We start from the raw sequence: 18202 nt of genomic DNA, 5'->3' as shown, positions 1-18202 counted from the left end.
TTACCCGATGAACCGGCGGACAGTGTCCAGGAAACTCGTGACGGAGATCGGCTTGGAGATGTAAGCCTCGCAGCCGCCCTGCCGGATGACTTCCTCGTCGCCCTTCATCGCGAAGGCGGTGACGGCGACGACCGGAATCGCCTTCAGCGAATCGTCTTCCTTGAGCCATTTGGTGACTTCCAGGCCCGACACTTCGGGAAGCTGGATGTCCATCAGGATGAGGTCGGGGCGATGCTCGCGCGCGATGTCGAGCGCTTCCATGCCATCCTTGGTCTGCAGGATGTTGTAGCCATGGGCGTCCAGCAGATCGTGGAACAGCTTCATGTTGAGCTCGTTGTCCTCGACGATCAGCACGGTCTTGGTCTTGACGTCCATGAGGTCACACTCCAGCTCCCGCGCGCCCAATCGCTGCCTAAGCCAATGGCCGCGTACGAAATTCTGCGGACTGGCCCCCGGGTAGGCGCAGTATTAGATCGGATGTCTTAACGCTCCCTCAACGAAACCTTGGCGGCGGCGCTTGGCCGCGCATTTGGCCGCAGCCGTTTTCCGCGCGATTCCAACGACCTAAAGCCGTTTCGCCGGCGGCCTCGCGGCAATACAACCGGCAGGTGCGGTTCGTCGATATAACTTGTTTCGACCCCGAGGAACAAAGGCTCGTCTGCACGCCGTCCTTCTCCGGTGTCCCGGCGGTCCCTTGTGTCGCGCCAAGCCCCGGCCACAGAATGCGGACATGATGAAGGCCCGCGGACAAATGGCGCGCGAGAGCGCGGAAACTTTGGCGCTCAAAGGATTGGCGTATCTGATGAATCTGTCCGATAGCCGTGATCGCTTCCTGGCCCTGTCGGGCGTGGAACCGCAGGATCTGCGCGACCGGGCGGCCGAGCCGGAACTGCTCGGCTCGGTGTTGGACTTTTTGCTGGCCGACGATGCGCTTCTGACCGGTTTCTGCGACGGCGAATCGCTGGAATCGCGCGATATCCACCTGGCAAGGCACGTCCTGGCCGGATGAGCGCGCGTTTCGACATCGGCGCGGCGAGCGCCAGACTGAGCCCCGGGCGGCCGCTCGTCATCGTCGATGCCGACGAGGTGCTGCTGCGATTCGTCGACGGCTTCGACCGCTTCCTGCGGAACAACGGGCTTTACCTCGACCTGTCGAGCTATCGCCTGCACGGCAATGTGAAGCGCCTGGACGACAACACGCCCGTACTCGACGTCGAAGTCACCGCGCTGCTCGACGCATTCCGCGGCGACCTTGATTCGCTCGACCTCGTGGAAGGCGCCGCCGACGCGCTTGCCTCGTTCGGGGCACGCGCCGATGTGGTCGTGCTGACCAATATTTCCGAGGCGCAGGCCCCGGCGCGCCTGCGCAATCTTCAAATACACGGCCTGCACTTTCCGGTCGTGGCGAACAGCGGACCCAAGGGCCCCGCCGTCAAGGCGCTGACGTCGCGCGCGGCCGCGTCCTTCTTCGTCGACGACATCCCGCAGCACCTGGCTTCGGTCGCCGAAGCGGCGCCGGAGGTGTTCCGCATCCATCTGATCGGCGACGAAAGGCTGAAGCCGCTGCTGCCGCCGGCCACCCATGCCCATCTGCGCGCCAACGACTGGGCCGAGGCCGGCGCCTTCGTCCATGCGCGCCTCGACGAAGCGGGGCACTGAGTGCGGCTCGGAATCGACCTCGGCGGAACGAAGATCGAGATCGTCGCGCTGGATGGCAGCCGCGTGACCTTGCGCGAGCGGATACCCACGCCGCAAACCGTCTATGACGATACGATCCGCGCCATGCGCGACCTCGTGCGCGCGGCGGAAGCGAAGCTCGGCACGACCGGCACGGTCGGCGTCGCGATACCCGGAACGATCAGCCGCAATACGGCCCTGGTGAAGAACGCCAACTCCACCCGGCTGATCGGCCATCCGCTCGACCGCGACCTCGCGGCGGCGCTCGGCCGGCCGGTGCGCGTCGCCAACGACGCGAATTGCTTTACGCTGTCCGAGGCCAGCGACGGGGCCGGCGCCGACGCGGACGTGGTGTTCGGCGTGATCGTCGGCACCGGCTGCGGCGGCGGTGTCAGCGTCGGACGGCGCGTGCTGGCGGGCGCCCACGGCATCGCCGGCGAATGGGGCCACAATCCCCTGCCCGCGCCCCGGCCCGATGAGATCGAAGCAGCCCCGCAATGCTATTGCGGCCGCAAGGGCTGCATCGAAGCCTGGATCAGCGGCACGGGACTTGCCGCCGATTTCAAGCGCCATACGGGCCGCGACCTTCGCGGTCCGGACATCGCGACGGCTGCGGCGACCGGCGACCCGGCAGCCCGTGCCGCGATGGAGGACTTCTACGATCGCTTCGCGCGCTCGCTTTCGACCATCGTCAACGTGCTCGATCCGGACGCCATCGTGATCGGCGGCGGTTTGTCGAACATCGACGCCATCTACGACGAGCTGCCCGCCCGGGTGGAAAGCTATGCCTTCACGCCGGAAGGACGCACGCGGATCGTCAAGAACCGCCACGGCGATTCGAGCGGCGTGCGCGGCGCGGCCTGGCTGTGGAGCGAGGCCGAAGCGGCGGCCGCAGGGTGAGTGCCTTCTGCCGCGACTGCCTGGCGGACGCGCGAGCGGGCGCGAAACGATGCGCGACCTGCGGCAGCCTTCGCCTGCTCGCGCACGACGAACTCGACAGCCTCGCCATCGCGCATATGGACTGCGATGCGTTCTACGCGGCAATCGAAAAACGCGACAATCCCGAATTGCGCGACAAGCCCGTGATCGTCGGCGGCGGCTCGCGCCGCGGCGTGGTGTCGACCGCCTGCTATGTCGCGCGCATCGACGGCGTGCGTTCGGCGATGCCGATGTTCAAGGCGCTCGAACTCTGTCCGAAGGCCGTCGTCATCAAGCCGAACTTCGCCAAATATACCGCCGCCGCCAAGGCGATCCGCGGCATGATGCTGGAACTGACGCCGCAGGTCGAACCGCTGTCGCTGGACGAGGCGTTTCTCGATCTTTCCGGCACGCAAATGCTCCACGGCCTTGCGCCCGCCAAGCTGATGGCACGGCTGGCGAAACGGATCGAAATCGAAGTCGGGATCACGGTCTCCATCGGCCTCAGCTTCAACAAATTCCTCGCCAAGCTCGCCAGCGAACTCGACAAGCCGCGCGGCTTCGCGGTGATCGGCGAGGCGGAGGCCGTCGCCTTCCTGCGCGACAAGCCGGTCGGTTTCATCCGCGGCGCCGGCGCGGCGCTGCAGGCGCGCCTCGCCAAGGACGGCATCACCCATATCGGCCAGATCCAGGACATGGCGGCAAAGGATCTGGCGCGGCGCTATGGCAACACCGGCCTGTGGCTGCACCATCTCGCCCATGCGCAGGACAGCCGCAAGGTCGATCCCGACGGTGAACTCAAGAGCATCTCTTCCGAAACGACGTTCGATACCAACATCGCGAAATTCGAGGACCTCGAAGCGGTATTGTGGCGGCAGGCCGAGCGCGTTTCAGCCCGCGCCAAGGCCTCCGGCCATGGCGGACGCACCGTCGTGCTCAAGCTGAAGACGGCGGGATTTCGAACCCGCACGCGAAGCGTTTCGCTGGACTCCCCGACCCAGCTTGCCGACCGCATCTTCAGAACCGCGCGGGAGGCCCTGCGCCGCGAAGCCGACGGCACCGCCTTCCGCCTGCTCGGCGTCGGCATCAGCCAGCTCGCGCCGGATACCGATTGCGATCCGGCCGATCTGGTCGACGACGGTTCGGCCAAGCGCGCCGCGACCGAGCGGGCGATGGACAAGGTCCGCGCGAAGTTCGGCGGTGAAGCCGTCGTGAAAGGCCGCGCGGCGCGCTCAGCACTTCGACGGTAGCTTTTCCAGCTTCACCAGTTCGGCCTTCATCGTGAAATTCGGATAGATCAGCGTCATCGAGGAGATCACGCCGTTCGCGTAGAGCCGATAGGCCACTTCATAGTCCGCGCGCTCGCCCTGCGAGTCGTGGGGGAAATAGCTGATCAGGACCGGCCAGGCGGACAATCCCGCGAGCAGGCCATTGCCGTCCACGGCGCTGTCGTCCTTCAGCTTCGCCTTCGATACCGGACGGCCGATCACCGTCGCGGTGTCGTAGAGATCGGTGCTGTCGCCGCCCTGGAACACCGTCTGGTGAAAGGAATCGTGGCCCGCTGCCGCGGCGCGCAACACCGCCAGCGTGTGCTGGGTCGGCAGCAGCGTGCCGTTGGGCAGCGCGAAATGCTGGCCGTGCGGCGAGGTCATCCGCACCTCGCCGCCGGTCGAGGCGAGAATGCCGGTGCCGTCGAAATGCTGCGTCGCCTTGCCGTTGACGAAATTGCGCACCTTGAAGCGGATCTGCCGCCCCTGCTTATCCTCGCTGGAGGAAACGATGTAATCGCTGTGCAGCGCGCTCGCCTTGCCATCCGTCATGTCGGCGATGAAGCGCTGCGTCGTGGTCCAGCCGGTGCAGACGTCGCGGAATTCGATCACGCTGTGGCCGCGCACCGCGACCATGCCGCCCGGCTGCGTCGAGGCGAGCGTCACGTCGTATTGCGCGCGGTGCGAACCCAGCACGACCGGTACCGCCTGCGCGGCGGACATCGTTGCCGCCAGCAAAGCGGCCAGGAAGACGACACGTTTCACGGTCTTACTCCGTCAATGCCCGACCAGCGGTCCGTACAGATCCGGCCGCCGGTCGCGGAACAAACCCCAAGACGCCCGCGCCTTCGCGATCTCGTCGAGATCGAAAGTCGCGGTCGCCACGCCTTCGTGCGTTCGGTCCAGTTCCGCCTCGATCGCGCCCGTCGGGCCGGCGATGAAGGAGGAACCGTAGAATGTGATCTCGCCCGCCAAGCCTTTTTCGGTGCCGATGCGATTGGAGGCGATCAGCGGCATGTAGTTCGCGCCGGCATGGCCCTGCATCACGCGGCGCCAATGGTCGCGGCTGTCGACCGGAGGCGCCGGCGGCGGCTCGCTGCCGATCGCGGTCGGATAGAACAGGGCTTCGGCACCCATCAACGCCATGGCGCGCGCACTCTCGGGGAACCACTGGTCCCAGCAGATCGCGGCACCGAAAGTCCCGAACCGCGTGCGCCAAGCCTTGAAGCCGGTATCGCCCGGCGTGAAGTAGAACTTTTCCTGGTAGCCCGGCCCATCGGGAATGTGCGACTTCCGATACAGCCCGAGCACGGTACCGTCTGCATCGATCATGGCAAGGGAGTTGAAGTGCGAATGGCCCGCACGCTCGAAAAAACTGATGGGCAAAACGACGCGGAGCTCCTTCGCGAGTTCCGCCATCGCAACTATCAGCGGATTTCCCTCGAACGGCGCGGCGAGCTTGTAGTAGTCGGCCGACTGGTCCTGACAGAAGTAAGGCGTCTCGAAAAGTTCCTGGATCAGGATGGCGTTCGCGCCGCGCCCGGCCGCGTCGCGCACGAGATCCTTGGCCTTGGCGACATTCGCCGCGCGATCCCAGGAGCAGGCGAACTGTGTCGCGGCGAAGGTGACGTTCCTCATTCCGGTTCCTGTTGCGTGATGCAGTGAATGCCGCCGCCGCCCGCGACGATGTCGAGCGCGTGGATCTGAAGGACATCGCGGCCCGCGAAACAATCGGCCAGCGCGGCGCGGGCCTTTTCATCGTTCGGATCGTCGAAGCCCGGCATGACCACGCCGCCATTGGCGAGATAGAAGTTCACATAGCTGGCCTGCAGCGGCCGGCCGCGCCAATCGCTGCCGGCCTTGCGCGGCTGCTCCAGCTCGACGATCTCGATGCGGCGGCCCTGCGCGTCGCGCGCATCTTCGAGGCGGCGAATGGTTTCCATGACCGGTTCGAAATCCGGATGGCCGCGCGACGACGGCACGCCGACCAGGACGCGGCCGGGCGCCGCGAAGCAGGCGATGTTGTCGATATGGCCGTCGGTCTCGTCGTCGGAAAAGCCTTCGCCGAGCCAGATGACCCGGCGCGCGCCGGTATAAAGTGCCAGCCGCTCCTCGACCTGCTGGCGGTCGAGATGCGGATTGCGGTTGGGATTGAGCAGACATTGCTCCGTGGTGATCAGCGTGCCCTCCCCATCCGTGTGGATCGCCCCGCCCTCGCAAACCAGCGGTGCGATGTAAACCGGAACGTCGGCCTGCCGGGCGGCCCGGGTCGCGAACTGGGCGTCCTCCGTCCACGGATGATATTTGTTGCCCCAGGCGTTGAACTGCCACTGCACCGCGGCCCGCCTGCCGTCCGGCGAGGTCACGAAGGTCGGGCCGATGTCGCGCGCCCAGGAATCGTCCAGCGGCACCTCGAAGACCGCGGTCTTGCCCTGCGTCGCCAGTTTCGCCTCGGCCGCGTCCGTCGGACGAGCCGCGATGATGACGGGCTCGAAGGTCGAGATCGCCCGCGCCACGCGCGCGGTTGCCTGTTTGGCGCGCAGCAAGCCTTCCGGGCCGCCCCAGGCCTCCGTGCGGCAGGGCCAGCACATCCAGGTGTGCGCATGTGCCGCCCACTCGGCCGGCATCGCATAGCCGTCGCGCGCGGGACACGGATCGTCGGCATCCAGCCGTTTGGTCATGCTCGCTTATAGCGCGCCGCGCCGGCCCGCGATAATGTTTTGCACTCGAGAGGACGACACATGAGCATCGACCATCGCCTGAAAGAACTCGACATCGTGCTTCCCAGCCCGCCGGCACCGGTGGCGAGCTATGTGCCCTATGTCGTCAGCGGCAACCTCGTCTACGTTTCCGGTCAGGTCACCATCACCACCGACGGGCTGAAATATGTCGGCACCGTGGGCCAGGAACTGAGCCTGGAAGACGGCAAGGCGGCGGCGCGGCTCTGCGCCATCAACGTGATCGCGCAGGCCAAGGCGGCCTGCGGCGGCGACCTAGACCGCGTCAAGCGCGTGGTGAAAGTCACCGTCTTCGTCAACGCCGTTCCCGGCTTCGCGCAGCATCCGGAAGTCGCCAACGGCGCCTCGGACCTGTTCGTCGCGGTGTTCGGCGAGGCCGGAAAACACGCCCGCGCCGCGGTCGGCGCGGGCTCGTTGCCGCGCAACGTGGCCACCGAGGTCGAAGCGGTGTTCGAGATCGCGTGACCGGCGAATTCACAGCCCGCATCGCCGGACGCGCCGCCGAGATCGGCAAAGCCGCCTGGAACGCCTGCGCCAATCCGGACGGCGTCGCCGATCCGCACCCCTTCACCCGCTACGAATTCTTCGCGGCCTGCGAGGAATCCGGCTCGGCCACGGCGCGCACCGGCTGGCGGCCGTCGCATCTCGTCATCGAACATGAGGGCCGGATCGTCGGCCTCCTGCCGACCTATCTGAAGAACCACAGCCAGGGCGAATACGTCTTCGATTCCGCCTGGGCCGACGCGCTGGAACGCGCCGGCGGCGACTACTATCCCAAGCTGCAATGCTCCGTTCCGTTCACGCCGGTGACCGGCCCCCGCCTGCTGGTCGCGCCGGGCGCCGATGTCGCGGCGGTTCGCGAGGCCCTGCTGGCGACCGGCGCCACGGCGGTCCGCGAGTTGAAGGCGTCGTCGCTGCACATCACCTTCCTGACCGAAGACGAATGGCGCGCGGCCGGCGCCATTGGCTATCTCCAGCGCACCGATCAGCAATTCCATTGGGAAAACCGCGGCTACGATACCTTCGATCAGTTCCTTGCCGAACTTTCCTCTTCGAAGCGCAAGAACCTGCGCAAGGAACGCGCCGCGGTGCGCGAGGCCGGCATCGAATTCGACTGGCGCACGGGCAGCGCCATCACCGAGGCCGATTGGGACCAGTTCTTCGCGTTCTACATGGACACCGGCGGGCGCAAATGGGGCCGGCCTTATCTCACCCGTGACTTCTTCAGCCGGATCGGCGCCGCCATGGCCGACCAGGTCGTCCTCATCTTCGCGCGGCGCGGCGGCCGCACCATCGCCGGCGCGCTGAACTTCTCCGGCGGCGGCGTGCTCTACGGCAGGAACTGGGGCTGCACCGAGTTCGTGCCGTTCCTGCATTTCGAGACCTGCTATTATCAGGCGATCGACTTCGCCATTCAGAACAAGTTCACCAAGGTCGAGGCGGGCGCCCAGGGCGCCCACAAGCTGCTGCGCGGCTACATGCCGACGCCGACCTACAGCGCGCATTACATCGCGCATGAGGGCCTGCGCCGCGCCGTCGACGACTATCTGAAACGCGAGCGCGCGGCCGTCGCCGAACATATCGAGGAACTGGCCGAGCGCGGGCCGTTCCGCAAAGTCGAAGCGCCGGAGGAGGACTGATGGCCTACGATCCCAACAACGTCTTCGCGAAGATCCTGCGCGGCGAGTTGCCGAAGATCGCGATTTACGAGGACGACCTCACCCTCGCCTTCCTGGACATCATGCCGGCGACGCAGGGCCACACTTTGGTGATCCCCAAGGAGGCGGCCGAGACCATTTTCGATCTTTCGCCCGAGGGCGCCGCCGCCGCGATCAAGACGACGCAGAAGGTCGCCGCCGCGGTGAAAAAGGCGCTCGGCGTTCCCGGCATCATGCTGGTCCAGCTCAACGACAAGGCCTCGGGCCAGTCGGTGCCGCATCTGCACTTCCATATCCTGCCGCGCGATCATGGGCTCGACATGAATTTCCACGGCCGCAAGATGGTCGATCCCAAGACGCTGCTGCCGATCGCGGACAAGATCAAGGCCGCGCTGTGATCGTCGAGCACGCCATCCTCAACATCAGGAAAGGCCAGGCGGCGGCCTTCGAGGCCGCGCTGGCGAAGGCCCGGCCGCTGATCGAGGCGACGGAGGGCTTCCAGAAAATGGAAGTGCGGCCCTGCGTCGAGACCAAGGACCGCTATCTGATGCTGGTGTGGTGGAGCTCGGTCGAGGCCCATAGCGTCGGCTTCCGCCAGTCGGACCGCTACGGCCCCTGGCGCGAGCTGTTGCATGGGTTCTACGAGCCGTTTCCGGTCGTGCAGCATTACGGCAATCCCTTGTAGGCGGCGCGGTGATGGCTATATCGGAGCCATGATCTACCTGGTCGCGATCTTCTGTTCGCCGCTCGCGCTGCTCCTGACGGGCAAGCCGATCTCGGCGCTGTTCAACTTCATCCTCTACATTCTGGCGATCGTCTGCTGGGTCACGATCATCTTCTTCCATGCGGGCTTCCTGCTGTGGCTCATTGCCTTCGTGCACGCCGTTCTGGCGATCAACAGCGCCCGTGAAGACCGCCGTGCCCGCTGGGTCGCCAATGCGATGAGCCGGCGGGACTGACCATCCTTCGAAGCGAAAAAGCGGTTCGATTGGCGCCGATGACGTCCAAGCCCTTGCCGGACTTGGCGTTTGTTCCTGGATAGCGGCTTCGCGCATGGCTGCCTTTCCTCGCCGATGCGGCGAATGCGTGGCGGGCGCCGAAGCGCCGCCTTTCGTCCGGATGCAATTGTCAGGATTTGTGTGATTTGGTGCGTAGACCGACTCGGTTCAAGGGGCGCGCGGAAATAAATCCGTATGCGGACTTATCCACGACCAGACTCACGCGGAGGCGCGGAGAACGCGGAGATTTTCCCGATGGGTGTGGGATATGTCCGAGTGCTGCAGCGCGGCGAACGATATTTTGTTGCGCGAAAATATTTTTCAGGGGGCGAAGGACGACCGCGCCTTCACGCCCCAATGGACGTTCTCGCAGGTGATGACGTAGATCGAGTCGAAGCCGCCGATCACCGAGCCGTCCTTGCGGTAGCGGGTGAAGCGCGTGTCGATGTGCACCTTGTCGGCGCCGGCATGGATGACGGCGCGCCGCTCCCAGGCGGAGTGGTCCCACTCCGCCAGCGCACCGGTCGTGAAACGCTCCGGCGTCATGTCGCCCTTGTTCAGGATGACCATCGTGTTCGATGCCAGCCGCACAGAAGGAAAATTGAACGTCGCCTCGAAGGCCGGGATGTCGCGCGCGTTGAACGCGGTCATGAAGGCATCCAGGACCGCCCTGAGCGGCGTCGATGGCGGATTGGCGGTCGGTCAAAGTCGATCTCCCTCAGCAACATCTAGACGTCGGCGTCCGATACACATCCGACGGCTGGCTTGACAACTTTGCATATATATCATACATGGTATATACGGGAGGCGAGCGTGAACTGGACGGTTGTTTTTGTGAACGCCGCCGCACCGGCCGAGTTGCACGCCTTGCCGGCCGATATGCGCGCCAGGTTCGAGCGGATCGTAACCCTCATCCGCGACAATGGGCTCGAAAAGGTCCACGAGCCCTATGTGAAGCATCTCGAAGGCAGGCTCTGGGAGATGCGACTGACGGGGCGCGACGGCATCGCTCGTGCCGTCTACATGACGGCGTCGGCGCGGCGGATCGTGGTCTTGCGTACCTTCGTCAAGAAGACGGAGAAGACGCCGAGGCGCGAGTTGGAGTTGGCGCGGGAACGCGCGAAGGAGGTTTCGTGAAGAACAAGCCGATCCCGGTGGAGAAGAGTTTCGCCAAGTGGCGGAAGGACCCCGCGTACCGCGCCGCCTATGCGGCGTTGGACGAGGAATTCGCCCTGGCGGCGGCGCTGATCGCGGCGCGGACGAGTGCCGATCTGTCCCAGCAGGACATCGCCAAGCGCATGCGCACCTCGCAGCCCGCCGTGGCGAGGCTCGAAGGCGGGCGCGGAAATCCCTCTCTGGAAACGCTCCGGCGCTATGCCCGCGCGACGGGGACGCAGCTGAAGATCACGTTCGAGCCAAAGAGTGCATCAAGAGAAGCGCATCGCACTCGCCGAACCGCCGCGGGCCGCTAACCCCTCGACTTCCGTTTGAACGTCGCCTCGAATGCCGGGAAGTCGCGCGCGTTGAACGCGGCCGTGAAGGCATCGATGACGTGCTGGGCGGCGTCGATGGCGGATTGGCGTTGGTTCAAAGCTGCGGCCCGAACGTCAATCCCACCAGCAACCGATCGGGCGTGTCCCCGGCGGAACGTCGTAGGGTTCGAACGCGTCGTCGTCGAAAGGGCGGATGAAGACTTCGTCCGGCGCAAGCTCTTTCGGAAACCAACTCAGAACCTCTTCCGGCTCAGCAGCCGTCATCACATAGATCGCATCCGAGAATGGCCAATCCGGCTCGTCGAATTGGCTGACCAGGACGCGCAAATCCTTGACATCGCCACGAGCGGCAATCGCCTCGCACAAGGCGCGAAAGACGGAGGGGGGCGGCGAACCGGGTAAATTGGCTCCGATGCTGCCCACGTTGTCGTTGCCGTCGAAGAACTCCGCAATGGTCAGCAGCGGCAGCGGCGTGCCAGGTGCGTTCACATCGCCGAGCCGGTTGACGCGCGCAGTGATGCGCTCGAGCGGAGTCACGTCAACCTCCCGAAGCCCTACACGCTCTCTTCCGCCTTCGGCTTTTTCGGCGGCGGGAGGGCCTTCGGCTTCTTGCCGGTTTCCGTGATGAACTCGAAGGCCAGCTTGTCGGCGTCGCGATCCAGCAACACACGCACCGTGCCGCCGTCCTTCAGCTTGCCGAACAGAATCTCGTCCGCCAAAGGCTTCTTGAGATTCTCCTGGATCACGCGGGCCAGAGGCCGCGCGCCGAAGGCGTCGTCATAGCCCTTCTCGCCCAGCCAGCGCGTCGCTTCCGGCGTCAGATCGAAGGTCACGTCGCGGTCCGTAAGCTGCGCCTCGAGCTCCAGCACGAACTTCTCGACCACGCGGTCGATGGTCTCGCGGCCGAGCGGCGCGAAGGTGATCGTCGCGTCGAGACGGTTGCGGAATTCCGGCGTGAACAGCTTCTTGATCGCTTCCTCGTCCTCGCCTTCGCGCTTGCCGCGGCCGAAGCCGATGGCGTCCTTGGCGGCGTCGGAGGCGCCCGCATTCGTGGTCATGATCAGGACCACGTTGCGGAAATCGATCTTCTTGCCGTTGTGGTCGGTCAGCTTGCCGTGGTCCATCACCTGCAAAAGGATGTTGAACAGGTCGGGATGCGCCTTCTCCACCTCGTCGAGCAGCAGCACGCAATGCGGATGCTGGTCGACACCGTCGGTGAGCAGGCCGCCCTGGTCGAAGCCGACATAGCCCGGCGGCGCGCCGATCAGGCGGCTGACGGTGTGGCGCTCCATGTATTCCGACATGTCGAAGCGCAGCAATTCGACGCCCAGCGTCTTCGCAAGCTGCTTGGCGGCTTCGGTCTTGCCGACGCCGGTGGGGCCGCTGAACAGATAGGAGCCGATCGGCTTTTCCGGCGCGCGCAGGCCGGCGCGGGCGAGCTTGATCGCGCTCGCCAGCGCATGCAGCGCCTTGTCCTGGCCGAACACCGCCAGCTTGAGATCGGCTTCCAGCGTGCGCAGCGCCTCGGTGTCGTCCTTCGACACCGACTTGGGAGGAATGCGCGCCATGGTGGCGATGACGTCCTCGACCTCTTTCACGCCGATGACCTTCTTGCGCCGCGACTCGGGGAGCAGCATCTGCGAGGCGCCGACCTCGTCGATCACGTCGATCGCCTTGTCCGGCAGCTTGCGGTCGTTGATGTATTTCGCCGACAGCTCCACCGCGGCCTTCACCGCATCGGTCGTGTAGCGGACTTTGTGGAACTCCTCGTAATAGGGCTTGATGCCCATCATGATCTTGATCGTGTCGGGGATGGTCGGCTCCACGACATCGATCTTCTGGAAGCGGCGCACCAGCGCGCGATCCTTCTCGAAATACTGGCGGTATTCCTTGTAGGTGGTCGAGCCGATGCAGCGCAGCGTGCCGGCCTGGAGCGCGGGCTTCAGCAGGTTCGAGGCGTCCATCGCGCCGCCCGAGGTGGCGCCGGCGCCGATCACGGTGTGGATCTCGTCGATGAACAGGATCGCGCCCTTCAGCGCCTCCAGCTCCTTCACGACCGATTTCAGCCGCTCCTCGAAATCGCCGCGATAGCGCGTGCCGGCGATCAAGGAGCCCATGTCGAGCGAGTAGATGACGCTGTTCTTCAAGACCTCGGGCACCTCGCCCTTGACGATCTTGCGGGCCAGGCCTTCGGCGATGGCGGTCTTGCCGACGCCGGGATCGCCGACGAACAACGGATTGTTCTTCTGCCGGCGGCAGAGGATCTGGATGGTGCGGTCGACCTCGGCGAGGCGGCCGATCAACGGATCGACGCGGCCCTGCTTGGCCTTCTCGTTCAGGTTCACGCAATAGGCTTCGAGCGCCTCGGTGCCCTGCTTGTTCTTGGGCTCGCCCTCCTCGCCCTCTTCCTCGGCGCCCTTGGCGGCCTTCTGCTGGCTCATTCCGGGGCGCTTGGCGATGCCGTGGCTCATATAGGAGACCGCGTCGAGCCGCGTCATGTTCTGCTCTTGCAGGAAATAGACGGCGTGGCTCTCGCGCTCGGTGAACAGCGCGACGAGGACATTGGCGCCGGTGACTTCCTCGCGGCCGGAATTCTGGACGTGCAGCACGGCGCGCTGCACGACGCGCTGAAAGCCGGTGGTCGGCTTGGCGTCCTCGCCGTCCTCGATCACCAGCGTCATGAGCTCTTCGTCGACATATTTCTGCACGGTCTTGCGCAATGCTTCGAGGTCGACATTGCAGGCCTTCATCACCTGGGCCGCGTCGGTGTCGTCCATCAAAGCGAGCAGCAGGTGCTCGGGCGTGGCGTATTCATGGTGCCGGTCGCTCGCGAGCTTGATGGCGCGATGTAGTGCTTGTTCGAGGCTTCGCGAGAGTGAGGGCATCTAGACGCTACTCCTTCTCCATGGTGCATTGCAGAGGATGCTGGTGGCGGCGGGCGAATTCAATGACCTGCGCGACCTTGGTTTCGGCGACATCATAGGTGAAAACGCCGCAGATGCCGACGCCGTGGCGGTGGACGTGCAGCATGATCTCGACGGCCTGTTCCCGGCTCTTGTTGAAGATCTTCTCCAGGATGTGGACGACGAACTCCATCGGCGTGTAGTCGTCGTTGAGCAGGAGCACCTTGTACATGCTCGGCTTCTTGGTCTTCGGCCGCGTCTTCGTGACGATGCCCGTGCCGGCGCCGTCACCGTCGCGTGTTCCCTGGCCGCCCTGGCCGCGCCCGTCACGTCCGTCTTTCATGTCGCCGTATCATAAACCGAATATAGGGATGCGCATCCTATTCCATAAGGGGCCGGAGCAAAGCCCCCATAAAGCACGCAATGGCGGCGCGGTTATCGCGGCCGGCGGGCGCGGAAAAGAAAAGGCCCGGGATCGCTCCCGGGCCTTTTCAGACGCCTTGCGGCGTATTCGGGCGGAGGATCAAGCCGCGCGTGCGCTCTGCACGACATCGACCCAGGCCTGGACGCGGCCCTGGATCGGCTCGAGCGATTCCTTGCTGGTGGCGACCATGAGCTCGCCGAGCTTGGTCAGCTCGCCGATGTAGGATTCGAACGCCGACTTCGCGAAGCCGGTCTGCAGCTCGAACGCCTCATGCGCCGACTTCGAGGCCATCAGGGCCTTCGCGTTGGCGATCGAGCCTTCGATGGCGGCCTTGGAGTAGCCGTAGATTTCGTTGTGCAGCGTCTCGGCGCCCTTGCCGGCCACGTTCGCGGCCTTCACATAGGCCTCAACCGTGTCCTTGGAGAAGCCCAGGAGCTGGTCGTAGCTCTTCACGGCCTTCTCGAAATTCGCCTTGAGCGCCTCGGTGCCGGTCTTGAACGCGGTCTCGATGGTCTCCGTCGTGCCGTTGAGCTTCTCGCCGGCCGTTTTTGCTTTCGCCATAATGAATACTCCTCGTCAGGTTCATGGCGCACCGTCGGGTTCGGCCAGCGGCCTTGTTGCGGTGCAACATGATCTATATGCAGTGCAGCAGCGGTTATGTCAAGAGGAATGCTGCACCGCACCCAAGGTTCCCATCCGACCGGGAATAACCCTTATGGACCTGAGCGTTAACGGTTCGTAAATGGGGGCTTCCTACGATCAATTCCAATTGCGATAGGAGCTTCGATTTGGTCTTATCGAACCTGTTTGGGGCGCCGACATTAACGAAACGGGGCTGTGATGTCTGAGCAGCCGCGCGCCGCCTTCGGCGCGCTCATGCGGACGCTGGTCGCGGTGGCTGTCCTGGCCCTTGCCCTTACGGCAGGCGCCGACACCGCCCTGGCCCGGGGGCACCACCACCGGGGCGGCTTTCGCGCGCGCATCCCGATACCGATGGGCGCCACCGATCCGGGCAAGGACGCCGCGCTGATCGCCGACGGCGAGACCGGCCGGGTGCTCTACGCCCGCAACGCCTCGGCCGAGCGCCACCCCCGCCTCGCTGACCAAGATGATGACGCTGTATCTGCTGTTCGAGGCGCTGAAGCGCGGCGACGTGACGATGCAGACCATGCTGCCGATCTCCGAGCATGCCGCGACCCAGCACCCGACCAACCTGCACCTCTATGCCGGCGACATGATCCCGGTCGACACCGCGATCAAGGCGATCGTGGTGCGCTCGGCGAACGACGTCGCGGTGGCGATCGGCGAGGCGCTGGGCGGCACCGAAGGCCATTTCGCCGAGCTGATGACCGCCAAGGCGCGGGCGCTCGGCATGCGCGACACGTTCTACCACAACGCCTCGGGCCTGCCCGATCCGCTGCAGATCACCACCGCCAGCGATTTGCTCGTCCTGGCGCGCCATCTGGCCTATGATTTTCCGCAGTATTTCCCCTATTTCGCGACGCCGGGCTTCACCTTCCGGGGCACCAATTACGTCACCCATGACAACCTGATCGGCCGCTATGACGGCGCCGACGGCATCAAGACCGGCTACACCGGCATGTCCGGCTTCAACCTGGTCTCGTCGGTGGTGCGCAACGGAAGCCATGTGATCGGCGTGGTGATGGGCGGGCGCACCGCGCACCGCCGCGACCTGGAGATGGTCCGCCTGCTCGACGACGCGTTCGCGAAGATCGCCGTCAATCCGACGCTGGTGGCGCATGCCGGGGTTCCGTGGCGCAACGTCGCCGTGAACGCGCCGCCCGTGGTCGCGACCCTCGACGTCGCGCCGGCCGCCGCCGACGACGAGGAGGCCGCGGAGGCCGCCGCCACCACCGACCAGGACGACGACGCCAATGTGATCGCGGCCCCGCCGCCGCCGCGCCCCACCACCGCGCCCGTGGTGGCGCAGGCGGCCCCGCCGCCGCCGCCGGCGGCCGCCGTTCCGGTCTACCAGCCGCCGCCGCAGCGCGTCGCCGTCGCCCCGCCGCCGCCGCGCCCGGCGCCGGCCCCCGTGCCGATCCGGGTGGCCAACGCGCCCAGGCCCAAGGCGAAGCCGCAGCAGGTCCTGGTCGCCGCCACCGACCTGCCGGTCGTCAAGCCGAAGCCGGTGCAGGTCGCGGCCGCCATCGCGCCGACCGCCAAGCCGGCCGCGCGGCTGCGCAGCGATATCGGCGAGGGCGACATCGGCGACGCCGGCACGCCGGTCGTGATGGGGCCGAAGGCCTGGACGATCCAGATCGGCGCCTTCGCCGACATCAACCAGGCACGCGGCCAGCTCGCGTCCTATGCCGAGAAATCGATGGACATCCTGGGCCAGGCGGCGCGGCTCGTGATCCCCTTCACGGGCGTCGACGGCCACACGCTCTATCGCGCGCGGTTCGGGCCGTTCGTCGAGCGCGAGGCGCGGGAAGTCTGCTCGCGGCTGACCCAGCGCGGCCAGACCTGCTTCACGGTGCTGGCGTCGTCGCGCTGATCAGGTCCCGAGCAGGATGTCTTTCGCTTCGTTGATCTTCGAGGCGAGATAGTCGGTGCCGCCGCGATCGGGATGGTTCTGCAGCATCAGGCGGCGATGCGCGGCGCGGATGTCTTCCTCCGAGGCGCCCTCCGTGAGGCCGAGGACCTTCAGCGCTTCGGCGCGCGTCATGCCGGTCGCGGCGCGTTCGGGCGGCGAGGGTTCGAAGTCCTGGCGCCAGTCGGTTCCGAAGGTGCGGTCGAGCCAGGCTTCGAGCAGCCTTTTGGTTTCCGCATCGTCCGATGCGGCTTCGGCGTAGAGCTCCGACAGGGCTTTCTTGTCGAGCTGGTCGAGGCGCCTTCCGGCATGGGCGCCGCGCAGGACCGTGCCGCGCATCTCGCCGCTGTCATGATCGAGCTCCATCTCCAGCCAGGAGGTGCGCACGCCGGTCGTCTGGCCGCGCGACGACGCCGACTTGCCCCAGCGGCCGAAATGCGGCCAGCCGCCGGGCCAGGCATGGCCGCCGGTGAAGACGCCCCAGGCGGCGCTCGCGACGAACACCGCAACCGCCGGCCGGTCGAGGAAGAAGAGGCCGACGGCCAGGGCCGCCAGGACGCCGGCGCCGACATAGCGCAGGCCCTTCGCCAGCGCGGTCGGATTGGCGCCCGCGAAGGCGCGCAGCAAAAGGATCAGCAGCACCAGGACGACGGCGCCGAGCAGGAACTCGCCCATCTATTTGCGGTCCATCTGGTCGGCGATCCGAAGGAATTCGCCGCCCGTCTTCGCGGCGTGCTCGCGCAGCGCCACGGCGCCGCCGGTGGCGTAGATCGCGGCGGCCATGAGAAGGTCGCGAAGCTGCTTGGCAGCGCCGGAATCGAAGCGGGCATAGATGCCCTTGGTCAGGCGCGCGATGTCGCGGAAGACCGCGCCGGCATGCGGGTCGTCGCCCTCGTGGAACATGAAGGCCGGCACGCCCAGAAGCGCCAGCTTGCCCGCCTCGGCCGCTGCCGCGTCCGGGCTTTCCTCGAAGGCATCGCCGACATAGACCAGCGCGCCGACCTTGGTCCGGCCGGCCTCGGCCGCCGCGTGGCCGAGCACCCGGCAAAGCTGGGTGAAGCCGCTGCGGCAGGTCACGTCGCGCATGCGGTTGGCGAGCACGGTGGCCGAGGCGGTCCAGTCGCTGGCGCGAAATTCGTGGCCGCGGAAATAGACGAGCTGCACCGCAAGACCGCCGATGGATTGCGCGACGGCGAACATGTCGCTCTGGATCTCGGTCGCCTTGGCCCAGGTCGGCTGGCGGCTCATCGTCGCGTCGATGGCGAAGATCAGGCGCCCCTTGGTCTGGGCGAGCGTGGGAAGCTTGGCGGCGCGGCCGAGAAAGGCATCGATGTCGCCCGCCGAGGACGGTTTGGACGGAAGATTGTCGCTGGCCATGAGTCCCTCCGGTCGCAATGTCGGCATTCGAAGGCGCGATTCCAAGTGTAGGAACGATAGGGCGAGTTTGATGCCCCTCTCACAACTTGTCATTCCCGCGAAAGCGGGAATCCAGAGCAACAGGAACGGTGCTTGGGACGCTGGATGCCCGCCTTCGCGGGCATGACAGTGGAGATGGAGGCGGAAGCACCCGCCCC

At 65.9% G+C, this 18202-nt stretch carries 23 protein-coding genes and 1 pseudogene; 13 read left to right on the top strand and 11 right to left on the bottom strand.

The annotated features are described in order from the left end of the window. Window positions 1-375 (bottom strand): response regulator, encoded by a 375-nt coding sequence (locus WDM86_06100; protein MEI9989591.1) that lies wholly within the window; start codon window positions 373-375, stop codon window positions 1-3. 355 nt (window positions 376-730) lie between these two features. On the opposite strand from WDM86_06100, the gene WDM86_06095 reads away from it, so the two are divergent. Genes WDM86_06095 through WDM86_06080 form a run of 4 tightly spaced genes read left to right on the top strand, consistent with a single transcriptional unit; the run spans window position 731 to window position 3845 of the window. Continuing rightward, on the top strand, window positions 731-1009 hold the full coding sequence (locus WDM86_06095; GenBank protein MEI9989590.1) for a DUF3572 domain-containing protein: 279 nt from the start codon (window positions 731-733) through the stop codon (window positions 1007-1009). After that, window positions 1006-1659 (top strand): hypothetical protein, encoded by a 654-nt coding sequence (locus WDM86_06090; GenBank protein MEI9989589.1) that lies wholly within the window; start codon window positions 1006-1008, stop codon window positions 1657-1659. Before WDM86_06095 ends, WDM86_06090 begins: the two co-directional genes overlap by 4 nt. Beyond that, on the top strand, window positions 1660-2577 hold the full coding sequence (locus tag WDM86_06085) for an ROK family protein (GenBank protein ID MEI9989588.1): 918 nt from the start codon (window positions 1660-1662) through the stop codon (window positions 2575-2577). It begins immediately after the preceding gene. After that, window positions 2574-3845: a DNA polymerase IV gene (locus WDM86_06080; GenBank protein MEI9989587.1), complete on the top strand. Its 1272-nt coding sequence runs from the start codon at window positions 2574-2576 to the stop codon at window positions 3843-3845. The genes WDM86_06085 and WDM86_06080 overlap by 4 nt, the downstream gene beginning before the upstream one ends. Here WDM86_06080 and WDM86_06075 read toward each other — a convergent pair. The 3 genes from WDM86_06075 to WDM86_06065 are packed head-to-tail and all read right to left on the bottom strand — an operon-like array spanning window position 3828 to window position 6544. After that, the gene (locus tag WDM86_06075; protein MEI9989586.1) at window positions 3828-4628 is read right to left on the bottom strand and encodes a DUF1849 family protein; all 801 of its coding nucleotides are present in this window, start codon (window positions 4626-4628) and stop codon (window positions 3828-3830) included. The genes WDM86_06080 and WDM86_06075 overlap by 18 nt on opposite strands. 12 nt (window positions 4629-4640) lie before the next feature. Next, window positions 4641-5501 carry an N-carbamoylputrescine amidase gene (gene aguB, locus WDM86_06070; GenBank protein ID MEI9989585.1) on the bottom strand — a complete coding sequence of 287 codons (861 nt, stop codon included), beginning with the start codon at window positions 5499-5501 and terminating at the stop codon, window positions 4641-4643. After that, window positions 5498-6544, bottom strand: coding sequence for an agmatine deiminase family protein (locus WDM86_06065; GenBank protein ID MEI9989584.1), 1047 nt, complete (start codon window positions 6542-6544; stop codon window positions 5498-5500). The genes aguB and WDM86_06065 overlap by 4 nt, the downstream gene beginning before the upstream one ends. A gap of 60 nt (window positions 6545-6604) precedes the next feature. Between WDM86_06065 and WDM86_06060 the strand changes: the two genes are divergently transcribed. The 5 genes from WDM86_06060 to WDM86_06040 are packed head-to-tail and all read left to right on the top strand — an operon-like array spanning window position 6605 to window position 9218. After that, complete coding sequence (locus WDM86_06060; protein ID MEI9989583.1) at window positions 6605-7066, top strand: RidA family protein; 462 nt, start codon at window positions 6605-6607, stop codon at window positions 7064-7066. After that, on the top strand, window positions 7063-8241 hold the full coding sequence (locus WDM86_06055; protein ID MEI9989582.1) for a GNAT family N-acetyltransferase: 1179 nt from the start codon (window positions 7063-7065) through the stop codon (window positions 8239-8241). Before WDM86_06060 ends, WDM86_06055 begins: the two co-directional genes overlap by 4 nt. Next, a complete protein-coding gene (locus WDM86_06050) occupies window positions 8241-8657 on the top strand; it encodes an HIT family protein (protein MEI9989581.1) in 417 nt (138 codons plus the stop codon). The genes WDM86_06055 and WDM86_06050 overlap by 1 nt, the downstream gene beginning before the upstream one ends. Beyond that, window positions 8654-8944 (top strand): antibiotic biosynthesis monooxygenase, encoded by a 291-nt coding sequence (locus tag WDM86_06045; GenBank protein ID MEI9989580.1) that lies wholly within the window; start codon window positions 8654-8656, stop codon window positions 8942-8944. The genes WDM86_06050 and WDM86_06045 overlap by 4 nt, the downstream gene beginning before the upstream one ends. A gap of 28 nt (window positions 8945-8972) precedes the next feature. Continuing rightward, the gene (locus tag WDM86_06040; GenBank protein ID MEI9989579.1) at window positions 8973-9218 is read left to right on the top strand and encodes a hypothetical protein; all 246 of its coding nucleotides are present in this window, start codon (window positions 8973-8975) and stop codon (window positions 9216-9218) included. 360 nt (window positions 9219-9578) lie between these two features. Here the strand turns inward: WDM86_06040 and WDM86_06035 are convergent, their stop codons facing one another. Next, the gene (locus WDM86_06035; GenBank protein MEI9989578.1) at window positions 9579-9908 is read right to left on the bottom strand and encodes a hypothetical protein; all 330 of its coding nucleotides are present in this window, start codon (window positions 9906-9908) and stop codon (window positions 9579-9581) included. Window positions 9909-10070: 162 nt separating this feature from the next. On the opposite strand from WDM86_06035, the gene WDM86_06030 reads away from it, so the two are divergent. Together WDM86_06030 and WDM86_06025 are read left to right on the top strand one after the other, a co-directional pair. Beyond that, complete coding sequence (locus WDM86_06030; protein MEI9989577.1) at window positions 10071-10394, top strand: type II toxin-antitoxin system RelE/ParE family toxin; 324 nt, start codon at window positions 10071-10073, stop codon at window positions 10392-10394. Then, complete coding sequence (locus tag WDM86_06025; GenBank protein ID MEI9989576.1) at window positions 10391-10729, top strand: helix-turn-helix domain-containing protein; 339 nt, start codon at window positions 10391-10393, stop codon at window positions 10727-10729. The genes WDM86_06030 and WDM86_06025 overlap by 4 nt, the downstream gene beginning before the upstream one ends. A 135-nt stretch (window positions 10730-10864) precedes the next feature. Here the strand turns inward: WDM86_06025 and WDM86_06020 are convergent, their stop codons facing one another. The 4 genes from WDM86_06020 to WDM86_06005 all read right to left on the bottom strand — a co-directional run bounded on the left by WDM86_06020 (window position 10865) and on the right by WDM86_06005 (window position 14638). After that, window positions 10865-11287: a hypothetical protein gene (locus tag WDM86_06020; GenBank protein ID MEI9989575.1), complete on the bottom strand. Its 423-nt coding sequence runs from the start codon at window positions 11285-11287 to the stop codon at window positions 10865-10867. A gap of 17 nt (window positions 11288-11304) precedes the next feature. Next, the gene (gene clpA, locus WDM86_06015; protein ID MEI9989574.1) at window positions 11305-13635 is read right to left on the bottom strand and encodes an ATP-dependent Clp protease ATP-binding subunit ClpA; all 2331 of its coding nucleotides are present in this window, start codon (window positions 13633-13635) and stop codon (window positions 11305-11307) included. Window positions 13636-13642: 7 nt separating this feature from the next. Next, entirely contained in the window at window positions 13643-13996 is a 354-nt protein-coding gene (clpS, locus tag WDM86_06010) for an ATP-dependent Clp protease adapter ClpS (protein ID MEI9989573.1), read from the bottom strand. A 180-nt stretch (window positions 13997-14176) separates the two neighbouring features. Next, window positions 14177-14638, bottom strand: coding sequence for a phasin family protein (locus tag WDM86_06005; protein MEI9989572.1), 462 nt, complete (start codon window positions 14636-14638; stop codon window positions 14177-14179). A 535-nt stretch (window positions 14639-15173) separates the two neighbouring features. Between WDM86_06005 and WDM86_06000 the strand changes: the two are divergent. Together WDM86_06000 and WDM86_05995 are read left to right on the top strand one after the other, a co-directional pair. Then, window positions 15174-15740, top strand: a pseudogene (locus WDM86_06000) (D-alanyl-D-alanine carboxypeptidase family protein). Then, on the top strand, window positions 15741-16592 hold the full coding sequence (locus tag WDM86_05995; GenBank protein MEI9989571.1) for an SPOR domain-containing protein: 852 nt from the start codon (window positions 15741-15743) through the stop codon (window positions 16590-16592). Here the strand turns inward: WDM86_05995 and WDM86_05990 are convergent, their stop codons facing one another. After that, a complete protein-coding gene (locus WDM86_05990) occupies window positions 16593-17303 on the bottom strand; it encodes a DnaJ domain-containing protein (protein MEI9989570.1) in 711 nt (236 codons plus the stop codon). Next, window positions 17304-18005, bottom strand: a complete 702-nt coding sequence (locus WDM86_05985) for a hypothetical protein (GenBank protein ID MEI9989569.1) — start codon at window positions 18003-18005, stop codon at window positions 17304-17306. Between the last annotated feature and the right edge of the window lie 197 nt (window positions 18006-18202).

This window comes from Rhizomicrobium sp. (genome assembly GCA_037200045.1).
Taxonomy (GTDB): Bacteria; Pseudomonadota; Alphaproteobacteria; order Micropepsales; family Micropepsaceae; genus Rhizomicrobium.
This window is presented reverse-complemented; position numbering and strand designations above follow the sequence as displayed.